At 56.3% G+C, this 18,807-nt stretch carries 16 protein-coding genes and 2 pseudogenes; 6 read left to right on the forward strand and 12 right to left on the reverse strand.

Going from position 1 to position 18,807, the window contains the following annotated elements:
• The first annotated feature begins 22 nt into the window (after window positions 1-22).
• Window positions 23-1,333 carry a serine dehydratase subunit alpha family protein gene (locus IAE27_RS20865; RefSeq protein WP_200092836.1) on the forward strand — a complete coding sequence of 437 codons (1,311 nt, stop codon included), beginning with the start codon at window positions 23-25 and terminating at the stop codon, window positions 1,331-1,333.
• A 139-nt stretch (window positions 1,334-1,472) separates the two neighbouring features.
• Here the strand turns inward: IAE27_RS20865 and IAE27_RS20870 are convergent.
• The 4 genes and pseudogenes from IAE27_RS20870 to IAE27_RS20885 all read right to left on the reverse strand — a co-directional run bounded on the left by IAE27_RS20870 (window position 1,473) and on the right by IAE27_RS20885 (window position 5,305).
• Window positions 1,473-2,232 (reverse strand): annotated as a pseudogene (locus tag IAE27_RS20870) (pyridoxal-phosphate dependent enzyme).
• Window positions 2,233-2,295: 63 nt separating this feature from the next.
• Window positions 2,296-2,682, reverse strand: a complete 387-nt coding sequence (locus IAE27_RS20875; protein ID WP_004102792.1) for a RidA family protein — start codon at window positions 2,680-2,682, stop codon at window positions 2,296-2,298.
• Between the two features lie 24 nt (window positions 2,683-2,706).
• Window positions 2,707-4,125, reverse strand: a complete 1,419-nt coding sequence (locus IAE27_RS20880) for a Na+/H+ antiporter NhaC family protein (RefSeq protein ID WP_004102794.1) — start codon at window positions 4,123-4,125, stop codon at window positions 2,707-2,709.
• Window positions 4,118-5,305, reverse strand: a complete 1,188-nt coding sequence (locus IAE27_RS20885; RefSeq protein ID WP_154022417.1) for a trans-sulfuration enzyme family protein — start codon at window positions 5,303-5,305, stop codon at window positions 4,118-4,120. Before IAE27_RS20885 ends, IAE27_RS20880 begins: the two co-directional genes overlap by 8 nt.
• Window positions 5,306-5,794: 489 nt before the next feature.
• Between IAE27_RS20885 and IAE27_RS29665 the strand changes: the two genes are divergently transcribed.
• Both IAE27_RS29665 and cspF read left to right on the forward strand, forming a co-directional pair.
• On the forward strand, window positions 5,795-5,965 hold the full coding sequence (locus IAE27_RS29665) for a YnfU family zinc-binding protein (RefSeq protein WP_213799282.1): 171 nt from the start codon (window positions 5,795-5,797) through the stop codon (window positions 5,963-5,965).
• 176 nt (window positions 5,966-6,141) lie between these two features.
• Complete coding sequence (cspF, locus tag IAE27_RS20890) at window positions 6,142-6,354, forward strand: cold shock-like protein CspF (RefSeq protein ID WP_016810065.1); 213 nt, start codon at window positions 6,142-6,144, stop codon at window positions 6,352-6,354.
• 47 nt (window positions 6,355-6,401) lie between these two features.
• Here cspF and IAE27_RS20895 read toward each other — a convergent pair whose 3' ends face one another.
• Window positions 6,402-7,274, reverse strand: coding sequence for a LysR substrate-binding domain-containing protein (locus IAE27_RS20895; protein WP_004102798.1), 873 nt, complete (start codon window positions 7,272-7,274; stop codon window positions 6,402-6,404).
• Between the two features lie 106 nt (window positions 7,275-7,380).
• Between IAE27_RS20895 and budA the strand changes: the two genes are divergently transcribed.
• The 3 genes from budA to IAE27_RS20910 are packed head-to-tail and all read left to right on the forward strand — an operon-like array spanning window position 7,381 to window position 10,644.
• The gene (gene budA, locus IAE27_RS20900; RefSeq protein ID WP_004102800.1) at window positions 7,381-8,160 is read left to right on the forward strand and encodes an acetolactate decarboxylase; all 780 of its coding nucleotides are present in this window, start codon (window positions 7,381-7,383) and stop codon (window positions 8,158-8,160) included.
• Window positions 8,132-9,850, forward strand: a complete 1,719-nt coding sequence (gene alsS, locus IAE27_RS20905; protein ID WP_202406650.1) for an acetolactate synthase AlsS — start codon at window positions 8,132-8,134, stop codon at window positions 9,848-9,850. The genes budA and alsS overlap by 29 nt, the downstream gene beginning before the upstream one ends.
• A 23-nt stretch (window positions 9,851-9,873) precedes the next feature.
• Window positions 9,874-10,644: a (S)-acetoin forming diacetyl reductase gene (locus tag IAE27_RS20910; RefSeq protein ID WP_004102805.1), complete on the forward strand. Its 771-nt coding sequence runs from the start codon at window positions 9,874-9,876 to the stop codon at window positions 10,642-10,644.
• 53 nt (window positions 10,645-10,697) lie between these two features.
• On the opposite strand, the gene IAE27_RS20915 is transcribed toward IAE27_RS20910, so the two are convergent.
• From IAE27_RS20915 to IAE27_RS20945, 7 genes and pseudogenes are all read right to left on the reverse strand, one after another.
• Window positions 10,698-11,768, reverse strand: coding sequence for an ABC transporter ATP-binding protein (locus tag IAE27_RS20915; protein WP_004102806.1), 1,071 nt, complete (start codon window positions 11,766-11,768; stop codon window positions 10,698-10,700).
• Window positions 11,761-13,530: pseudogene (locus tag IAE27_RS20920) on the reverse strand (ABC transporter permease). The gene IAE27_RS20915 and the pseudogene IAE27_RS20920 overlap by 8 nt, the downstream one beginning before the upstream one ends.
• A gap of 71 nt (window positions 13,531-13,601) precedes the next feature.
• The gene (locus IAE27_RS20925) at window positions 13,602-14,690 is read right to left on the reverse strand and encodes an ABC transporter substrate-binding protein (RefSeq protein ID WP_024274300.1); all 1,089 of its coding nucleotides are present in this window, start codon (window positions 14,688-14,690) and stop codon (window positions 13,602-13,604) included.
• 541 nt (window positions 14,691-15,231) lie between these two features.
• Entirely contained in the window at window positions 15,232-15,717 is a 486-nt protein-coding gene (locus IAE27_RS20930) for a TlpA family protein disulfide reductase (RefSeq protein WP_004102810.1), read from the reverse strand.
• On the reverse strand, window positions 15,704-16,399 hold the full coding sequence (locus tag IAE27_RS20935; RefSeq protein ID WP_004102812.1) for an ABC transporter ATP-binding protein: 696 nt from the start codon (window positions 16,397-16,399) through the stop codon (window positions 15,704-15,706). The genes IAE27_RS20930 and IAE27_RS20935 overlap by 14 nt, the downstream gene beginning before the upstream one ends.
• Window positions 16,400-16,403: 4 nt before the next feature.
• On the reverse strand, window positions 16,404-17,534 hold the full coding sequence (locus IAE27_RS20940) for an ABC transporter permease (RefSeq protein WP_070555912.1): 1,131 nt from the start codon (window positions 17,532-17,534) through the stop codon (window positions 16,404-16,406).
• Complete coding sequence (locus IAE27_RS20945) at window positions 17,524-18,807, reverse strand: ABC transporter permease (RefSeq protein ID WP_004102819.1); 1,284 nt, start codon at window positions 18,805-18,807, stop codon at window positions 17,524-17,526. The genes IAE27_RS20940 and IAE27_RS20945 overlap by 11 nt, the downstream gene beginning before the upstream one ends.

The following is an 18,807-nucleotide window of genomic DNA, read 5'->3' on the forward strand; positions in this document are numbered from 1 at the left end:
GCACCGCTCCAGAGGCTCAGTCATGTCACACCGGGAAAATCGTGCTAAATGGAACCTGTTTATTCAGGCATTAAAACAGGAAGTGAAACCCGCTTTAGGCTGTACCGAACCGGTATCTGTCGCCCTCGCCTGCGCCGTGGCGGCGCAGCAGCTCTCTGGCGCGATTGTGCGGTTCGAAGCTGCGGTCTCGCCGAATCTGATGAAAAATGGTATGGGCGTCACCATCCCGGGTACGGGGATGACCGGCTTGCCTATCGCCGCGGCTCTCGGCGCTATCGCCGGCGACCCGCAGGCGAATCTGGAAGTGCTTAACAAGGCCACCCGTCGGGAAATTGATGCCGCCAGGGCGCTACTTGAGGTTGGCGCCGTGCGCGTGGTGCTACAGGAACCCTGCGACGAGATTCTGTACGTTCGCGCCAAAGTCTACGCGGGCGACCAGCATGCGACGGTCACCATCACCGGCGACCACACCAACGTGGTGGCGGTTGAGAAAATGGGTGAGCCTCTGTTTGTTAAGGACGCAAGCGCGAACGCTGCTCCCGCCTGCGATCCGCTGGCGCAGGTCGCCCACAGTTCGCTGCGCGAGATCTATGATTTCGTTAGCGAAGCGCCTGCGCAGACGCTGGAATTTATGCTCGAGGCTGGCGCAATGAACAACGCCCTTTCAAAGAAAGGGCTGAGCAAAGAGTGGGGATTGCATATCGGCCCGACGCTAAAGCGCCAGGTCGACAAAGGACTGGTTTCCGATGATATGTTTAACGAGATCCTCTACCGCACCAGCGCCGCGTCGGATGCCCGCATGGGCGGTGCATCGCTGCCGGCGATGACCAACTCCGGCTCCGGCAACCAGGGCATCACCGCCACCATGCCGGTGGTCGTGGCCGCAGAGCGTCTTCACGCCAGCCAGCAGCAGCTGGCCCGCGCGCTGGCGCTATCACATCTGGTCGCTATTTATATTCACTGTAAACTTCCGCGGCTATCGGCCCTCTGCGCCACCACCACCGCCGGAATGGGTGCCGCGGCGGGGATTATCTGGCTGATGAACGGCAGCTTTGACACCATCGCCATGGCGGTTAATAACATGATTGGCGACGTCAGCGGCATCATATGCGATGGCGCTTCCGGTAGTTGCGCAATGAAAGTGTCCACCAGCATCTCTTCCGCCTGGAAAGCGGTTCTGCTGGCGCTGGATAATTCGGTTGTTTCCGGCAACGACGGTATCGTCGATCGCGATGTGGAAAACTCCATTCGTAATCTTTGCGCCATCGCCGGTCGGGCCATGCAGCATACCGACCGACAAATTATCGAAATCATGGCGCACAAGCGTTATTAGGTTTGACGCGGCGCTGGACGAATGGATGCCGGGCGTTGTCCGGCGGTAAAGCGTCTACTGCCCCTCCGCCGCAGCATGTAAAAAAACCACGCCGGCATGCACGCGCGGGCGTGGTTCGATTTTTGGTTAACGTCGTTGTTCAGACGCGAGGATAGTAAGCAAAGAGCGCCGGCGCGCCGCCGGTATGGACAAACATCACCGGCCCGCTGCCGGTGAAACGCGTCGTTTTCACGCCATCGTTCAGGCCCGCCATCGCCTTGCCGGTATAGACCGGATCAAGCACGATCCCCTCCAGCTGCGCCAGCAACGCCACCGCCTCCATCCCTGCGGTATTCGGCATGCGTCTCCGCGCTGTCGGAGGACACCACCACGGACTGCACACATCTGCTCGCACTGATCCGCTATCTCCAGCGCGCACTCAACGTAGCCCAGCGACCCCAGCGCGTTTGAGCCGCCGACGGGAACAATATAGGGTTTCGCCCCTTCTGCCGAAAGCCGCTCGCTGAACTGCTGCAGCTGCGCATCCGAATCGTAAAGTTCTGCAACCCTTTCTGACTCGCAGCCCATCAGGCTAAACAGCAGATGGTTGCCGTTGCAGAGATAGTTAGGCTCCACGGTTTGAATGGGATTCTCCAGCAGCGCTGCGCACTTCAGACCCAAATGCGCGGCTACCGCCGGCGGTCACCAGCGTATCGCTGGCCTTTATTGATGGCATCTGCCGCCAGAAACTCTAACTTTCTGAGCTTATTACCGCCCATGCCAGGATGCGAAATATCGTCACGTTTTATAGAGATATCGCGCTGCAAATATTCCGACAGCCGCTGCAGATGCTGAACGGGAGTGACGCCACCAACCAGCGCGACGCGCGCTAAGCTGTTGAGATAATGTTTTACCGACATAGCCCTCTCCTTGATATAAAAACGGCGGCTAATAAGCCGCCGTTAAGCCGTCTTTCGCGTGAGTTATCCCTGCCAGGCGATAGCTTCAATTTCTACTTTAACGTCCTTTGGCAGCCGGGCGACCTCTACGCAAGAGCGCGCCGGGAAAGAAGCGTTACGCTGGGTGAAGAACGCCGCGTAGGCATCATTAATGGCAGCGAACTCGTTCAGATCCTTGACGAAGATAGTCATCTTACAAATATTGGCGACCGTCAGGCCGCCGGCCTCAATGATTGCCTGAATATTCTCGAGGCTCTGTCGGGTCTGGCCTTCGGCGCACTCGGGAATAGTGCCCGTTTGCGGATCGATGGGTAGCTGACCAGATGTAAAAATAAAATTTCCGCTGCGCACGCCCTGGATATAGGGGCCAATTGCCTGCGGCGCATTTTCTGTCGCGATAGCCTTAGTCATAGCAAATCCTTTGAGAATATTGAGTTAAAGAGTGAAGCCGACAATTAAATAAACAATGAGCGCCAGCCCGCCCGTCACCAGCGCATAAGGCAGCTGGGTGCGAATATGTTCAATATGGTCACAGTTGGTCGCCATCGATGCCACGATGGCATCACTGGAGATAGGCGAAGTCATATCACCAAAGATTGAGCCGGAAATCGCCGCGCCGATCATAAAGTGCGGATCGATGCCTAAGGACACGCCGAGCTGGACGCCAATTGGAATCATGATGGCGAAGGTTCCCCAGGAGGTACCGGTGGCCAGCGACATCACCGCGGCAATCAGGAAGATAAAGCCGATCGAAAAGCCGGATGGAATAACGCCGGAGGTTATCGAAGCAATATACTGTCCGGTATTCAGTTCCGCCGAAATATGCCCCATCAGGAAGGCCAGAATCATGATTGAGCTGATTTTCACCATACTGGCGTAGCCGATATACAGCTCTTTAAAAAAGTTTTCTACGTTCAGAATACCGCGCAGGCGAAACCAGATAAAAGAGACGACGGTGCCAAACATAACGCCGGAGTAGACCGACATGGAGCCGCTGCCTTTGGAGAATTGTCCCTCGCCGGTGATATATAGCACTACCGGCACCATAAGTACGGTGGAAAGGATTGGAATAAAGAAGTTGAGCAATGAGTTGCAGGCCGGATGGTCAATCACCGGGTCCGCTTCCTCTTCGCCATGCTCTTGTTCTATTTCCGTCTGGACCGTTTCAAACTTAACCTCCGCCTTTTTCATCGGCCCCCAGCTACAGCCGGAGAGGATATAAAAAAGCACTGAGGCTAATGAAAACCAGGCCATCGTATTCCAGACCATCGAGCTTGCCAGCACTTCAAATGGCTCGCCGGTCAGGTAGCCTTGCGCAATCTGGACGCCGATAACCCCCATCATCGCCGCTCCCCAGCCGTTGATCATCACCGACGAGCAAACGGACACGCAGGAAGTCTGGATAATATAGGACATCTTTTCCGGCGAGACTTTATAGCGCCGGGCAAGGTTTTTCGTTGATGCGCCGGCAATCAGCTGGTTTATCGAACTCTCGATAAAGATTAACGATGTCACCACCATCGCCAGTAGCTGGACCGACTTTTTATTGGTGACGAAATCATTTTTCTCCGAAAGAAACTGCACCAGCTTTCGCACGCCGCCGGTGACCACAATCAGCCGCATAATGCCGCCGATCATCACCATAAAAATAATCGTTCGCGCATTACCGGCGGAGGCAAAGGTTTCAATAATTCCGTTCAGCGTGCCGCCAACGCCCTGGATAATGCTGTGGTGAATCACCGCATAGCCGACAAAAATACCGGTAAGCAGAGAGAGGATCACCTGGCGGGTCAGAATCGCCAGAATAATGGTGACCAGCGGAGTAATTATCGTCCAGATGCCATAATCATGCATGATGGTTATCCTGTTTGAGGTCCATAGCGGCGAAGGCAATATCCAGGTCCTGGAGTAAGTTATCGATATGTTCAATGCCGACGGAGAAGCGCAGAGTCGTGTCATAAACGCCGATCGCTTCCCGCTCCTCTTTTGACATCGAACCGTGGGACATTGAGGCCGAATGGTTAATCATGCTCTCTACCCCGCCCAGCGATTCCGCCAGCACAAAATAGTGCAGACCGCCGATAAAGCGTTTCAGGCTCTGCATGTCTCCCTTCAGGGTCGCGGTCACTACCGCGCCGCCCGAACGCATTTGCTTCTTGCATAGCTGATGCTGAGGGTGCGACGGCAGCCCCGGATAATAGACGCTGGCAATCGCCGGATGGTTTTCCAGATATTCCGCCACGCGCAGGGCATTACTGCACTGACGCTCCATGCGCAAATCCAGCGTTTTCATACCGCGCAGGGCAAGGTAGGCATCAAAGGGCGAGGCAATAGAGCCGATCGTTGTTTTAATAAAATCGAGCCTCGAGGCGAGCGCTTCATTATTGGTAATAACCGCGCCGCCTATTAAATCAGAATGTCCGCCAACATATTTACTGGTGGAGAGCATGACCATGTCCGCCCCCATTTCAAGCGGTTTATGGTTCCAGGCGCTGGCAAAGGTATTATCAACGCAGGTGGTAATGGCGTGTTCTTTAGCAATACGACACACTTTCGCGATATCGACCAGTTCAAGTAATGGATTGGTCGGCGTTTCAATCCAGATTAAGGCGGTGTTTCCCTGAATATTCGCCATCAGGCTCTGCTCATCGTTCAGATCGATATAGGAAATTGTGGCGCCGGTGGTGTGCGTTTTTAATTTCTCAAACAGCCGCCAGGTTCCGCCGTAGACGCCCTTCATCGCAATAATGTGTGCGTCTTTGGGCAATAGTTCCATCACGATATTGGTGGCCGCCATTCCCGATGCGGTAGCGGTGGCATATATCCCCCCCTCCAGCTCGGCAAGTGCGGATTCATAAGCTTTACGCGTTGGATTGGAAACCCGGGAATAACAAAAATCGCCGCCTTCATAAAGGTTAGGCTGGATAAAAGAGCTGGCTGTGACAATCGGGGTAAATATAGCGTTGGTTACCGGATCGGATTGGCTTCCAGCATGAACGGCCAGGGTAGCAATATCTTTAGTTCTGGTTTTCATAGGATATACTCAAACTATTATTAGTCATAAAATATCGTGATTTTTTATTTACGTGGTCAGCGAAGTTGGCACGTAAGACTTCCGCCAAAACTCCGTTTAATAGCCAAAAAAATAAACGGTCATATAATCATCAACATCGTGATTTGCGTTCTTCGACCACCATTAAAATGTATATTAGGCGCGGAAGAAAATCTTACCTATTTTCCCTCTAATCCGCGAATAATGGAGAAAATTGTTCTCTGCGCGAAAAAATCATCTACCATTAACTTATTGATAAATAATACATTGATTTTAAATGGTGATGTTAATCACAAAAATATGGGGGAAAACTTACTCTTTAACCGCCTGCGGCCACGAAACGATTTTTCTCATACTGGTGCCAGCGATAGGGTTCCTGAGTTCCCTCATTTACGCGCTATGCAGAATGAGTTAGAGCTATTTGCGGCGCAATGCTGTATGGTCGTAAGCCCTTAACTCAGGAAATATCATATGTCAGAACGCAAAGACGCTAAAACTCGCCGTAATTATCTCGTAAAATGTTCCTGCCCTAACTGCTCTCAGGACTCAGAACACAGCTTCAGCCGAGTACAAAAAGGTGCTCAACTCATCTGCCCCTACTGCCATAAATTTTTCCAGTCCTCTGCAAAAACCGCTGCTTAATTATCCCTTGTCAGAAGCCGATTATTGCGCATGATTGCACAATAATCAGCCAGCGCTGATGGCGTTTTTTTTGGCAAAGTAAAAGCCCGCAAGCGCGGGTTTTATTTCGATTTGCATAGACTTCCCACTCACTTACTGTATAGTCGTGCCGGTTTTCATATTTAAAAGGTATTTATTTGTTCCAAAAAATGACAGGTATTGTCAAAACATTTGATAATAAAACAGGCAAAGGCCTGATTATCCCCTCCGATGGTCGCAAAGACGTACAGGTTCATATTTCCGCACTATCGCCCGGCGAGCCAACCACAATCAGCCCCGGCATCCGCGTCGAATTTTGTCGAGTCAACGGACTGCGTGGCCCGACCGCCGCCAATGTTTATCTTTCTTAAAACACAGTATAAAACGTCAATAGCTGCTGAATAAGTCACCTCGCCGGTTAAAACATGGCCAGGAAATGCTTCACCGTGCGCGAACGCTCGTAGCGTCGCCAGGCGATAGCAATATCGGTTTTTAGCGGCGCGCCCGCCAAAGGGTGGTAGCTGACGCCAGGTAGCGTGATGCAGGTCATCGACTGCGGCACCAGCGCAAAGCCGAATCCGGCTTCCACCATGCTGAGCGACGACGATATTTGCGATGACTGATAGGCTCGCTGCACGTCAATACCGGCGCGCAGATAGCTGTTGAACACCAGCTCATACAGGCCAGGGGCCACTTCGCGCGGAAAAAGAATCGGCGCCACGTCGGTAAGCTGCTCGAGCGCGAGTTCGTCGCATGACGACAGCGGATGCGAACGCGCCAGCGCGATCACCATCGGCTCCTGATCGATAATCCGCAGATTGAAGGCTTTACTGCTTTCACAAGGCAGGCGTACAAAAGCAATATCCAGCTCCGCTTCGCCAAGCGCCCCCATCAGCGTCGCCATATTGCCCTCGATTTGATGCAGCGTTACCGCCGGGTAACGTTGTTGGAACTGCTGCAGCAGGCTAAAGATCTGCGGATGGAAGGCATCAGAACTGGTAATGCCCAGCGCCAGCCGACCGTTCAGTCCGCGGGCGATCCCTTTCGTCTTTTCGAGCGCCGCATCGCTCAGGGCGAGGATCTGGCAGGCATCCTCATAGAACGACTCCCCCGCTTCCGTTAGCTCAACGCCGCGCGTTAAACGGCGGAAAAGCGGTGTGCCAATTTCCCGTTCAAGCCGTTGAATTTGTTGGCTTAAAGGCGGCTGTGAGATACCAAGTTCTTTTGCCGCTTTAGTGAAATGTCGCGCCTCGGCGACGGCGACAAAGTAGCGCAGATAACGAAGTTCCATATCGAAAACGTCTCAAACAAGCATAGATTCTATATTGGAACTGTGAGCTGAATCGCGTCAACATTTATTTAACCTTTCTGATATTCGTTGAACGAGGAAGCGGGTAATGAACCATTCTGCTGAATGCTCTTGTGAAGAGAGCCTGTGTGAAACTCTACGAGGGTTTTCCGCGCAACATCCCGATAGCGTCATCTACCAGACCTCTCTGATGAGCGCGCTGTTGAGCGGCGTTTATGAAGGCAATACCACCATCGCTGATTTACTCACCCACGGCGATTTTGGCCTGGGGACCTTTAATGAACTGGACGGCGAACTGATCGCGTTTAGCAGCGAGGTATACCAGCTGCGCGCCGACGGCAGCGCCCGTAAAGCCCGAATGGAACAGCGCACGCCGTTTGCGGTGATGACCTGGTTTCAGCCGCAGTATCGTAAAACGTTCGATAAACCGGTGAGTCGCCAGCAGCTGCACGACATTATCGACCAGCAAATACCCTCCGATAATCTCTTCTGCGCCCTGCGCATTAACGGTCATTTTCGTCATGCGCATACCCGCACCGTACCGCGCCAGACCCCGCCCTACCGGGCGATGACCGACGTGCTCGACGACCAGCCGGTGTTCCGCTTCAACCAGCGCGAAGGGGTACTGGTCGGCTTCCGTACCCCGCAGCATATGCAGGGCATTAACGTTGCCGGCTACCACGAACATTTCATCACCGATGACCGTCAGGGCGGCGGTCACCTGCTCGATTATCAGCTCGACCACGGCGTGCTGACCTTTGGCGAAATCCACAAATTGATGATTGACCTTCCTGCCGATAGCGCCTTCCTGCAGGCGGATCTGCACCCGGACAATCTAGATGCCGCCATTCGCTCAGTCGAAAACTAAGGAGATTCTCGTGGATAATCAACATCAACCTCGCCAGTGGGCGCATGGCGCCGACCTGATCGTCAGCCAGCTGGAGGCCCAGGGCGTTCGCCAGGTCTTCGGCATTCCGGGGGCAAAAATCGATAAGGTATTTGATTCGCTACTGGACTCCTCAATTCGCATTATCCCGGTACGCCACGAGGCCAACGCCGCCTTTATGGCCGCTGCGGTTGGCCGCATCACAGGGAAAGCGGGCGTCGCGCTGGTCACTTCCGGCCCCGGCTGCTCCAATCTGATTACCGGTATGGCCACCGCTAACAGCGAAGGCGATCCGGTGGTGGCGCTGGGCGGTGCGGTAAAACGCGCCGACAAGGCCAAACAAGTGCACCAGAGTATGGATACGGTGGCGATGTTCAGCCCGGTAACCAAATACTCGGTGGAAGTCACCGCATCCGATGCGCTGGCGGAGGTCGTGTCTAACGCATTTCGCGCCGCCGAGCAGGGACGGCCGGGAAGCGCCTTCGTCAGTCTGCCGCAGGACGTCGTCGATGAGCCAGTCCACGCCAGGGTGCTGCCCGCCAGCGAAGCCCCGCAGACCGGCGCGGCCCCGGACGACGCCATTGAGCGAGTGGCGAAGATGATTGCCGGGGCAAAAAATCCGGTATTCCTGCTCGGTCTGATGGCCAGCCAGACGGAAAACAGCGCGGCGCTCCGCGAATTGCTGAAAAAAAGCCATATCCCGGTCACCAGTACCTATCAGGCCGCCGGCGCGGTAAATCAGGACCACTTTACGCGCTTTGCCGGACGGGTTGGGCTGTTCAATAACCAGGCCGGGGATCGGCTATTGCATCTCGCCGACCTGGTCATCTGCATTGGCTATAGCCCGGTGGAGTATGAACCGGCGATGTGGAATAACGGTAACGCCGCGCTGGTGCATATCGACGTACTGCCCGCTTATGAAGAGCGCAACTATACCCCGGATATCGAGTTGGTCGGCGATATCGCTGCCACGCTGCACAAACTCTCCGGGCGTATTGACCACCAGCTGGTTCTGTCGCCGCAGGCCGCGGAGATTCTTGTTGACCGCCAGCACCAGCGGGAACTGCTCGATCGCCGCGGCGCGCAGCTAAACCAGTTTGCGCTTCATCCGCTGCGCATCGTTCGCGCCATGCAGGATATCGTCAACAGCGACGTAACGCTGACCGTCGATATGGGGAGCTTTCATATCTGGATCGCCCGCTATCTCTACAGCTTCCGCGCTCGTCAGGTCATGATTTCCAACGGTCAACAGACCATGGGGGTGGCGCTGCCGTGGGCGATTGGCGCCTGGCTGGTGAACCCGCAGCGCAAAGTGGTTTCGGTTTCCGGCGACGGCGGTTTCCTGCAATCCAGTATGGAGCTGGAGACCGCCGTAAGGCTAAAAGCTAACGTCCTGCATATCATCTGGGTCGATAACGGCTACAACATGGTGGCAATTCAGGAAGAGAAAAAATATCAGCGGCTATCCGGCGTTGAGTTCGGACCGGTGGATTTTAAAGCCTATGCCGAAGCCTTCGGCGCCAGAGGGTTCGCGGTCGAGAGCGCCGCCGCCCTTGAGCCGACGCTGCGGGCGGCGATGGACGTCGATGGCCCCGCCGTGGTCGCCATCCCCGTCGATTACAGCGACAACCCGCTGCTGATGGGCCAGCTTCATCTCAGTCAACTACTTTGAGTCACTACAGAAGGAATCCAGCAATGAAAAAAGTCGCACTCGTGACCGGCGCAGGCCAGGGTATCGGTAAAGCTATCGCCCTTCGCCTGGTTCAAGATGGCTTTGCCGTGGCCATCGCCGATTATAACGATGCCACCGCACAGGCGGTTGCTGACGAAATTAACCAGCACGGCGGCCAGGCGCTGGCGGTGAAGGTCGATGTCTCGAAACGCGATCAGGTTTTTGCCGCCGTTGAGCAGGCGCGTAAGGGCCTTGGCGGTTTTGACGTGATCGTTAACAACGCCGGGGTCGCGCCCTCTACGCCTATCGAAGAGATTCGCGAGGACGTCATCGATAAAGTCTACAATATCAACGTTAAGGGCGTTATCTGGGGCATTCAGGCCGCGGTAGATGCGTTTAAAAAAGAGGGCCACGGCGGCAAGATCATCAACGCCTGCTCCCAGGCGGGCCACGTGGGTAACCCGGAACTGGCGGTCTACAGTTCAAGCAAGTTTGCCGTGCGCGGCCTGACGCAAACCGCCGCCCGCGATCTGGCGCATCTGGGAATTACCGTTAACGGCTACTGCCCGGGGATCGTCAAAACCCCCATGTGGGCGGAAATTGACCGTCAGGTTTCCGAAGCGGCGGGCAAACCGCTGGGCTACGGAACCCAGGAATTTGCGAAACGCATTACCCTCGGTCGTCTTTCCGAACCGGAAGACGTCGCGGCCTGCGTCTCTTATCTGGCCGGTCCGGACTCCAACTACATGACCGGTCAGTCGCTGCTGATCGATGGCGGTATGGTATTCAGTTAATAATAAATAAGCTCTGACATGGTTTGCCCCGGCCTCAGCGCCGGGGATTTTTTTCAGCCTTTCGGGAAGATCCACAGATCGTTGACGGGCAAGGTAAGATGGCAACGTTCGGCATCGCGCAGTGCGCTACCGTAGGCGCGAATAGCGAAATCATCGCCTTCGGTGCGAAACAGATACTCCCAGCGGTCGCCGAGATACATACTGGTCAGCAGCGCTAATTCCAGCATGTTCTCTTCAGGCGAGGAGGCTATGCGCAGGCGTTCAACACGAATGACCGCCGTTGCTTCCGCCCCCACGCTGACCCCTTCCCCGGCCATTCCCCACAGTGCCCAGCTGGCGCCCTCAATGCGCGCCCGACCGTTATCCAGATCGGTGACGGTGCCGTGCAGCCGATTATTGCTGCCCATAAACTCGGCGGCAAACAGCGTTCTCGGGCTGCCGTACATCTCCTGCGGCGTTCCCTGCTGCTCAATGACGCCGTTATTGAGCAGCAAAATGCGATCGGAAATCGCCATCGCCTCATTCTGATCGTGGGTCACCATCAGCGCCGACAGACCCAGCTTGACGATCAGCTCGCGCAAAAAGACCCGCGCCTCTTCCCGCAGCTTAGCGTCGAGGTTCGACAGGGGTTCATCCAGCAGAATGACCGGCGGGTTATATACCAGCGCCCGGCCGATGGCCACGCGCTGCTGCTGTCCTCCGGAGAGCTGATGCGGATGGCGATTGCCAAGATGCCCCAGGCCCAGCTGATCGAGCACGCTCTGCACCCGCTGTTTGATCTCCGCGGCAGCGACCTTACGTAGCCTGAGGGGGTAAGCCACGTTCTCAAATACCGTTTTATGCGGCCACAGGGCGTAGGACTGGAACACCAGACCCAGGTTACGCTCCTCCGCCGGAATTTCACTACGCGGGTTGCCGTCATAAACGCGGGTTTTACCGATAGCGATCGTGCCGCTGGTGGGCTTCTCCAGCCCGGCGACCGCCCGCAGCAGCGTGGTTTTTCCGCTCCCCGATGGGCCGAGCAGCGAGACGACCTCCCCCCGCCTCAGCTCCATAGATACGCCCTTCAGTACCGGGTTATCGCCGTAGGTCAGATGCAGGTTTTCTACCGATAATTCAATCATGTAATTTCACTCCAAAGCGCAGGGCGATGCCCAGACCCACGACCACCAGCAGGATATTAATAAACGAGAGCGCGGCGACGATATCGATAGCCCCTGCCGCCCACAGCGACACCAGCATCGAACCGATAGTTTCCGTTCCCGGAGAGAGCAGATAAACCCCGGTCGAATATTCGCGCTCGAAGATAAGAAACATCAGTAGCCAGGAGCCAATCAGGCCATAGCGCGACAGCGGCACCGTGACGTGGCGGGTGATCTGCCCGCGCGATGCGCCGGTACTGCGCGCCGCCTCCTCCAGCTCAGGCGCCACCTGCAGCAGCGTCGAGGAGATGAGCCGCAGGCCGTAGGCCATCCAGACCACGGTATAGGCCAGCCAGACGCTAAAAATGGTATTACGCAGCGCGCGCAGCTGAACAATCAGATGGTCGCGCAGCCACTCAGCCACCGGCAGCGCCGAGAGCCAGCCGTTTTTCAGCGACTGATCCAGCCACATCGGCAGAAACAGAAACACCCACAAAAACGCCAGCCCGGCCAGCAGCCCCGGCACCGCACGCGGCACCAGCACGCTGTAGTCGAGAAAGCGCGTGACGTTATCCGGTTTGCGGTGCATCGCGATGCCTACGAACAGATAGCAGACCACCGCCAGCGCGCCGCCGATGACCCCAATCGCCATAGAGTTAACGATGGCGCGCAGCAAATTCGGCTGCTGCCAGATGTTGCGGAACGTCGCCAGCGAGAGTTCATCCCACAGCGGAACGCCAACCCCCCAGTTCGAAATAAAGGCCCGCAGCGCAACGCCGATCAGCGGTACGCCGATGGTAACCGTCAACCAGACCACCACGACGATACCGGCGACCCAGCGCCATTTCCCCAGCGGCAGCGCCCGGGCCTGCGATGCTTTCCCCTTCATGGTGACAAAGCGGTTGGCGGTACGCATCAGGCGGCGCTGGAGCATCACCAGCGGAATGGTGATGCAGATCAGCACCACCGCCACCGCTGCCATCAGATGATAGGAAGGCGTGCCGAGCTTGTTGGTCAGTTTATAAAGATAGGTGGCCAGCACCATATTGCCTTCCGGGTCCCCCAGCACCAGCATCAGGCCGAAGACTTCCAGGCCGAGAAAAAACAGCAGTACGCAGGCATAGAGTATGGACGGCCGTACCATCGGCAGGCTCACCGAGGTCATGACCTGCAGCGGCGATGCGCCAACCGTTCGCGCCGCTTCTTCCACATCCGAACCGACGCTGCGCAGCGCGGAAGAGATATAGAGATAGGCGTGTGGAACGTGCGTCAATCCGGCGATCGCCACGATGCTGAACATCGAATAGATATTCCAGGGCACAAAACCGATCAGCTGCTCGGCCCACTGCGAAAAGAAGCCTACCGGTCCCGCCGCCACCACGTAACCAAAGGCCAGCACCATCGGCGATACGAAAATCGGCACCAGAATCAGCGGCTCAATAATCCGTCTGCCGGGTAAATCGGTGCGCACCATTAAAAAGGCGAGGATCCCGCCGAGAGGAATGGCGATCGCCACCAGGCCGAAGGCGAGAATAAAGCCGGATTTTAGCGCCAGATAAAAATCCGGATCGGTAAAGATAAATTCGAAGGCCTCAAGGCTAAATGCCTTCGAGCGGGCAAAAAAGGGTGCCGAGAGAAAGCTCTACACCACGATAAATAGCAGCGGGACATAAATGGCCAGCGCCGTTATCAGGACAACAATTCCGCGCGGCAACCCCTGCCACTTTCGGCGTAAGATATTCATAAGCGATCCCTTTAAACCTGGCGGGTATCATGTGGGCTGCGCATCCTGAAAAGATGCGCAGCGCCGGAGGGTTATTTCGCCGCGGCGGTGCGCCACTGTTTGATAAATTCCAGGCGTTGTTTCGGCTCAAGATACGCCAGCAGCGTTTCATCGACCGGAATGGGCTTCAACGCGCTGCCGAGCATTTTGGTCATACCGTCGATATCATTTTTACCTTCGATATCATTGCGCAGGGAGGGAATATCGGCCTGGTTCGCCAGGATGCTTTGCCCCTTTTCCGAGAGCACGTAATCAAACCACAGCTTCGCCGCATTCAGATGCTCGGCTTCTGCGGTAATAAACGAGACCCGCGAGAGCACCAGCACATAATCTTTCGGGTACGAGATACCCAGCGAAGGGTCGTTTTTCGCCCGCGCCTCCGCGTATGAACCGAGGATGTTGTAGCCAATCAGGTTTTCCCCGGAGGAGACGCGCTCCATCATCGTCCCGGTGGACGATTGCACGGTCAGCCCGCCTTTCGCCATTCCCGCCAGGTCGTCAAAGTAGTGAGCATCGGCTTTACTGTCCTGAACCGCCAGCATAAAACCCAGGCCCGATTTTTCAATATCGTAGGTAGTGACCTTGCCCTTGAACTTATCAGCCTGACTGGCGATCAGCTTCGCCAGCGCGGTGTGCGAATCAGGAACATCCCCTTGCGGGATCAGGCGCTTATTATAGATAAAGACCACCGGTTCATAGGTGGTGCCGTAGGCTTTTTGCTGCCAGACCGCCCATTTCGGCAGCTTATCTTGTTCCGGGGAGGCATACTGCTCCGCATAATCGGTGGCAAGCTTCAGCGCCGTATCCATAGAAGAACTCCAGACCACATCGCCGCTTCCGCCGCCCGCTGCCTGCTCGCTGATATAACGGTTGTACAATTCGGTACTGTTCATATCGTTATATTCAACTTTAATGCCGGGATATTGCGCTTCAAAACCTTTAATTAACGGACCTGCGGCCTTAGTATCCGTGGTTGAGTAAATCACCACCTTGCCTTCTTTAATCCCCGCATCCACGACCTTTTGATAATCCGCCGGATAGCCCTGAGGGAGCGCAGCAAAGGCCTGACCGGAGAATATGGCCGTCAGTGAAATCACTAAGCCACTAATTTTCATATACATAAAATCAACCTTTAAGCATCATTTATTAAATGTAAATTTAACATATAGCGTGACGTAAGAACCTTGCAACGCCTGGGAATGTTTTTTTACGGCTTTTGTGACGCTGACGTAATTTAAATGATGATGATTGAGATTTGGCAAAAGCCTAAAACGTTGAGGTGATGAAATATTAAGAAAAGATTAAGTTTTCCTGTTTTTAAACCTGCCGAATAAGGCATTTTTAAATAAACGAATAAAACTTGTTGGCGCAGGGCGCGGTAAATCGCTGACTTCCATATCATGAATGGCAGCGGCTAATAGCCGACGCTACGGAGTCAGTATGTATAAGCGAAAACTCCCGGGTCGCGGCTGACGCCTTGTCCGGGCTACGGGACCGCTGACGGTGTGAATCCGTAGCCTGGCTAAGCGCAGCGCGGGCCGGGTGAACGCTAAGCCGGTGCATTTGGCTTCACACCTGTCCCGGAGGCGGTGCTGACGCACCTGTCCGGGCTACCGGCCCGAGAACCTGTAGCCCAGCTAAGCGCAGCACGAGCTGGGGAATTTACCGTTGCGCCAGCTGGCGCAAAACCGTTCGTAGTTCATCGGGCTTACGCATCCCCTGATGCCAGTCCAGCACTCTACCGTCGCCATCAATTAATATTGATGTTGGCGTACCGATAACCTGATAACGCTCCTGAGTTATTTTCAGCCGATCGCGCAGCACCGGATAGCTAATCCCATGCTTCGCCAGCAGCGGCGCGATATCCACGGTATCCGGATCGGTATTCACCCCCACCACCACCAGCTTATCCGGCCAGCGCTGGCTGAGCGCCTGTAAGGTATCCATCTCTGCCAGACAGCCGCCGCAGCCTGCGGACCAGAAATTAAGATAGACCGCCTTCCCTCGCCAACGATCGAGGCTGACCGGCGACTCCTGGAGATCGAATGCCGCCAGCGCAGGTGCCGTTTCGCCGCGAGCCAGCTTCTCTTCTTTGCAGCCGCTAAGCAGCGCCAGCGTCAGAAACAGCATCACTTCAGGCATGCGCATGATGATTCACCTCCTCGCCGAGATACTTTCCGTGCTGCAAACGCACGATGCGGTCAGCGAATTGACCCAGCGCCGGGTTGTGGGTCACCATCACAATGGTTCGCCCCTGGCGGTGTAAATCGGTCAGCAGATCCAGCACCCGCTGCTCGTTCTCTTCGTCAAGGTTACCGGTCGGCTCATCGGCAAAAATAACTGGCGGCTCGTTAACCAGCGCCCGGGCAATGCAGACGCGCTGCTGTTCCCCGCCCGACAGCTGGCTCGGTAAATGGGTCACGCGATGCTCAAGTCCCACCTGAGCCAGCACCGCTCTGGCGGCGCTCTCATCCACCACGCTGTGGTAATGCTGCGCCAGCATGATGTTTTCCAGCGCCGTCAGAAACGGGATGAGATGGAACTGCTGGAAGACGAGGCCAATTTTCTGCGCGCGAAAGCGACGGCGCCCCTCTTCATCCAACGCCGCGGCGTCGGTGCCATCCAGGATCACCTGTCCTTCACTGGCGGTATCCAGACAGGTAAGAATGTTCATCAGGGTCGTTTTGCCGGAACCGGAGGCGCCCATGATGGCAACAAACTCGCCGCGTGCGATGCGCAAATTAATATCCTCCAGCGCCGTAACTTCCCCGAACCGCTTATATAAATGACGCGTTTCAATCGCCATTTGACGCAAAGACGTGACGGTCATGGCGTTACTCTCCTTTCAGCACTTTCGCCGGTTCGACGCTCACCGCGCGCCGCACCGGAACAATGGCCGCCAGCAGGGCGACCAGTAAAGACAGAATCAGGGTCAGCGGCAGCACCGGCAGACGCAGCGAGATGCTGGCGTTAAACACCGTTAATCCCAGCAGCTGCGCCAGCAGATAGCCCACCACCCAGCCGCAGACTACCGCCGCGAGGGTAATAATGCTGGTCTCCAGCAGCATCTGGCGGGTAATATCGCCGTTGCTGGCGCCCAGCGCTTTTTGCAGCGCAAACTCTTTCGCCCGCTCACCGACAATCGCCATCAGGGTGGTGTTAACGCACAGGGACGACAGCGCGAGGATCACCATCGACACCAGCCCCATCAGCCCCTTAATTTTATCCAGCACCTGCCCCTCGGAAGCCGACACTTTGCGCACCGGACGAATCTCAAGGTTCGGGTACTGATGCTGCAGCTGGCTGGCATAGCGCTCCACCTGGCCCAGGTCATTGCTGACGCTAAGCAGCCCGTGACTGATCGCGCCGGGCTTTTGCAGCCAGGACTGCGCCACATCGAGGCTGACGATCAGCATATTGTCGGTCGCGTCCCCCGCCTCTACGATGCCTTTAATCAGCAGCGTCTTACGCCGGCTATGGTCTACCAGCGTCACGCTATCGCCAACATTCAGTGCCAGGCGCTGCGCCAGTTTGACGCCAATCATCGCGTTGCGATCGTCAAAGCTGACGCCGATCCAGCTGCCGTTGACCTGCCAGTAAGGCACCAGCTTTTGCAGCGACTCAAACCACACCCCGACCATCACTACTTTCTCCAGCTCAGTACGCGCCGTACCGTACAGCCACGGACTGGCGCCGTGAATCAGGCCCGCCGGCGCGCCATCAAGAATGGCCTGAAGCTCCGGCTGCGGCATGCTGGCGCCGTGGCCCGGACCAATATAAAAATTGGCGCCGAAGGTGCGCAGCTCTTCGCTCATTTTGCTATTGATATCGAACCACACGGCGGAGAGTGCGGTCACGATGGTCGCCCCTACCGCCAGCGCGGCAAACACCACGCTGACCCGCTGCATTCTCAGCCGCAGCGCTCGCCACACCAGCAGCCACAGCATGTCGCGCTTAGCGGCCATATAGCACCTCCACAGGGTAAAGACGAGCGATCCGGCGGGCCGGGAACCAGGTACCGATTAAAGCAATCAGCACCGCTATCACCAGCACGCAGGGCACCACCACCCAGGCAAAATTCAGCGGCGTAGCAAACAGCATCAGGCCAATAGCCTTTGCCAGCCCCCAACCGGCGATACAGCCCAATGCGCCGCCGACCAGGCCGCCCAGCGCCGCTTCAAGGTAAAACAGCAGCAATATTTGCCACTGGCGGGCGCCCAGCGCTTTCATGAGACCAATCTCTTTGGCGCGCTCCATAATCGTACTGGTCATCAACGAGGCGATGCCCATCGCCGCCGCAGCCAGCGCGGCCAGAGTCACCACCCCCATCAGCAGCTGAATTTTGTCGATAACCACACCTTCCGAAGCAGCAACCTGCCAGACCGGACGCACCTCGGCGCCGGAAATGGCCTCTTCCAGCTGGTGGGCGATGGACGATACGTAGGCGGTGCAGTACCAGAGATCGTACTCTTCGGCATTCAGCGCCTCGAGATCCTCACGGGCACGGCGCGACAGCTCGTTCTCCGGTACCGTCAGCGCCGAGACGCGGATCGCCTGCACTTTTCCCGGTAGACCGAGCAGCTGCTGCACGACGCTAAGCGGCATCACCAGTTGGTTATCCTCATCGCCGCCGCTGGACAAAATACCGCTCACCTGGACGTTCAGCACCCTATCCGCAACGTTGAGGACCAGGCGATCGCCGGGCTGCCAGCCGTAGTTTCGCGCCAGCGCGTGACCGACCAGCGTTTGCGGCGTCTCGCCGACCGGCTCCTGCGGCCATGCGCCGGTCACCTGCCAGAAGGGGCTGACCGTCCGCTGTCCGGTCTCGTACCCCTCTTCATCCGGGATACTGACCGGCTGGCTAAAAAAAGTGCCCAGCACGCGAATATCCTGTCCTGCCACGTTTACCTCGCCGCCGAGCATCGGGGCAAAGCCAACGATGTTATTGCGCCAGAAAATATCTTTGATGTTCGGCAGCTCGGATTCATCAAGAAAGTCGTCGCTGGCCAGCGGGTTGCTTTGCTCGCTGAACAGAGCGGGCAGCGCCGCCTGCCCGGCGGGCTCAATTAAAATATTGGCGCCGTAGGATTTCAGCTCGCGGGACATTTTGTCGCCGATATCGATAGAGACCGCCAGCAGCGCCGAGATCAGACTGGTCGCCAGAAACACGGTCAATACCGCCAGCGCTTTGCGCCGCAGGTTGCGCCCCCACGACTGGTAGATCATTCGCCACAGCAT

The sequence above is a fragment of the Klebsiella sp. S69 genome (genome assembly GCF_016516145.1).
Lineage (GTDB): Bacteria > Pseudomonadota > Gammaproteobacteria > Enterobacterales > Enterobacteriaceae > Klebsiella > Klebsiella oxytoca.

What these genes read in the sequence shown, in the direction of transcription:
- IAE27_RS20935 (WP_004102812.1), bottom strand. Translation starts at nt 16,399, where the DNA reads ATGACCGTCACGTCTTTGCGTCAAATGGCGATTGAAACGCGTCATTTA.
- IAE27_RS20865 (WP_200092836.1), top strand. Translation starts at nt 23, where the DNA reads ATGTCACACCGGGAAAATCGTGCTAAATGGAACCTGTTTATTCAGGCA.
- IAE27_RS20915 (WP_004102806.1), bottom strand. Translation starts at nt 11,768, where the DNA reads ATGATTGAATTATCGGTAGAAAACCTGCATCTGACCTACGGCGATAAC.
- IAE27_RS20910 (WP_004102805.1), top strand. Translation starts at nt 9,874, where the DNA reads ATGAAAAAAGTCGCACTCGTGACCGGCGCAGGCCAGGGTATCGGTAAA.
- IAE27_RS20925 (WP_024274300.1), bottom strand. Translation starts at nt 14,690, where the DNA reads ATGTATATGAAAATTAGTGGCTTAGTGATTTCACTGACGGCCATATTC.
- IAE27_RS20875 (WP_004102792.1), bottom strand. Translation starts at nt 2,682, where the DNA reads ATGACTAAGGCTATCGCGACAGAAAATGCGCCGCAGGCAATTGGCCCC.
- budA (WP_004102800.1), top strand. Translation starts at nt 7,381, where the DNA reads ATGAACCATTCTGCTGAATGCTCTTGTGAAGAGAGCCTGTGTGAAACT.
- alsS (WP_202406650.1), top strand. Translation starts at nt 8,132, where the DNA reads ATGCCGCCATTCGCTCAGTCGAAAACTAAGGAGATTCTCGTGGATAAT.
- IAE27_RS20930 (WP_004102810.1), bottom strand. Translation starts at nt 15,717, where the DNA reads ATGCGCATGCCTGAAGTGATGCTGTTTCTGACGCTGGCGCTGCTTAGC.
- IAE27_RS20895 (WP_004102798.1), bottom strand. Translation starts at nt 7,274, where the DNA reads ATGGAACTTCGTTATCTGCGCTACTTTGTCGCCGTCGCCGAGGCGCGA.
- IAE27_RS20880 (WP_004102794.1), bottom strand. Translation starts at nt 4,125, where the DNA reads ATGCATGATTATGGCATCTGGACGATAATTACTCCGCTGGTCACCATT.
- IAE27_RS29665 (WP_213799282.1), top strand. Translation starts at nt 5,795, where the DNA reads ATGTCAGAACGCAAAGACGCTAAAACTCGCCGTAATTATCTCGTAAAA.
- IAE27_RS20945 (WP_004102819.1), bottom strand. Translation starts at nt 18,807, where the DNA reads ATGCTGTGGCGAATGATCTACCAGTCGTGGGGGCGCAACCTGCGGCGC.
- IAE27_RS20885 (WP_154022417.1), bottom strand. Translation starts at nt 5,305, where the DNA reads ATGAAAACCAGAACTAAAGATATTGCTACCCTGGCCGTTCATGCTGGA.
- IAE27_RS20940 (WP_070555912.1), bottom strand. Translation starts at nt 17,534, where the DNA reads ATGGCCGCTAAGCGCGACATGCTGTGGCTGCTGGTGTGGCGAGCGCTG.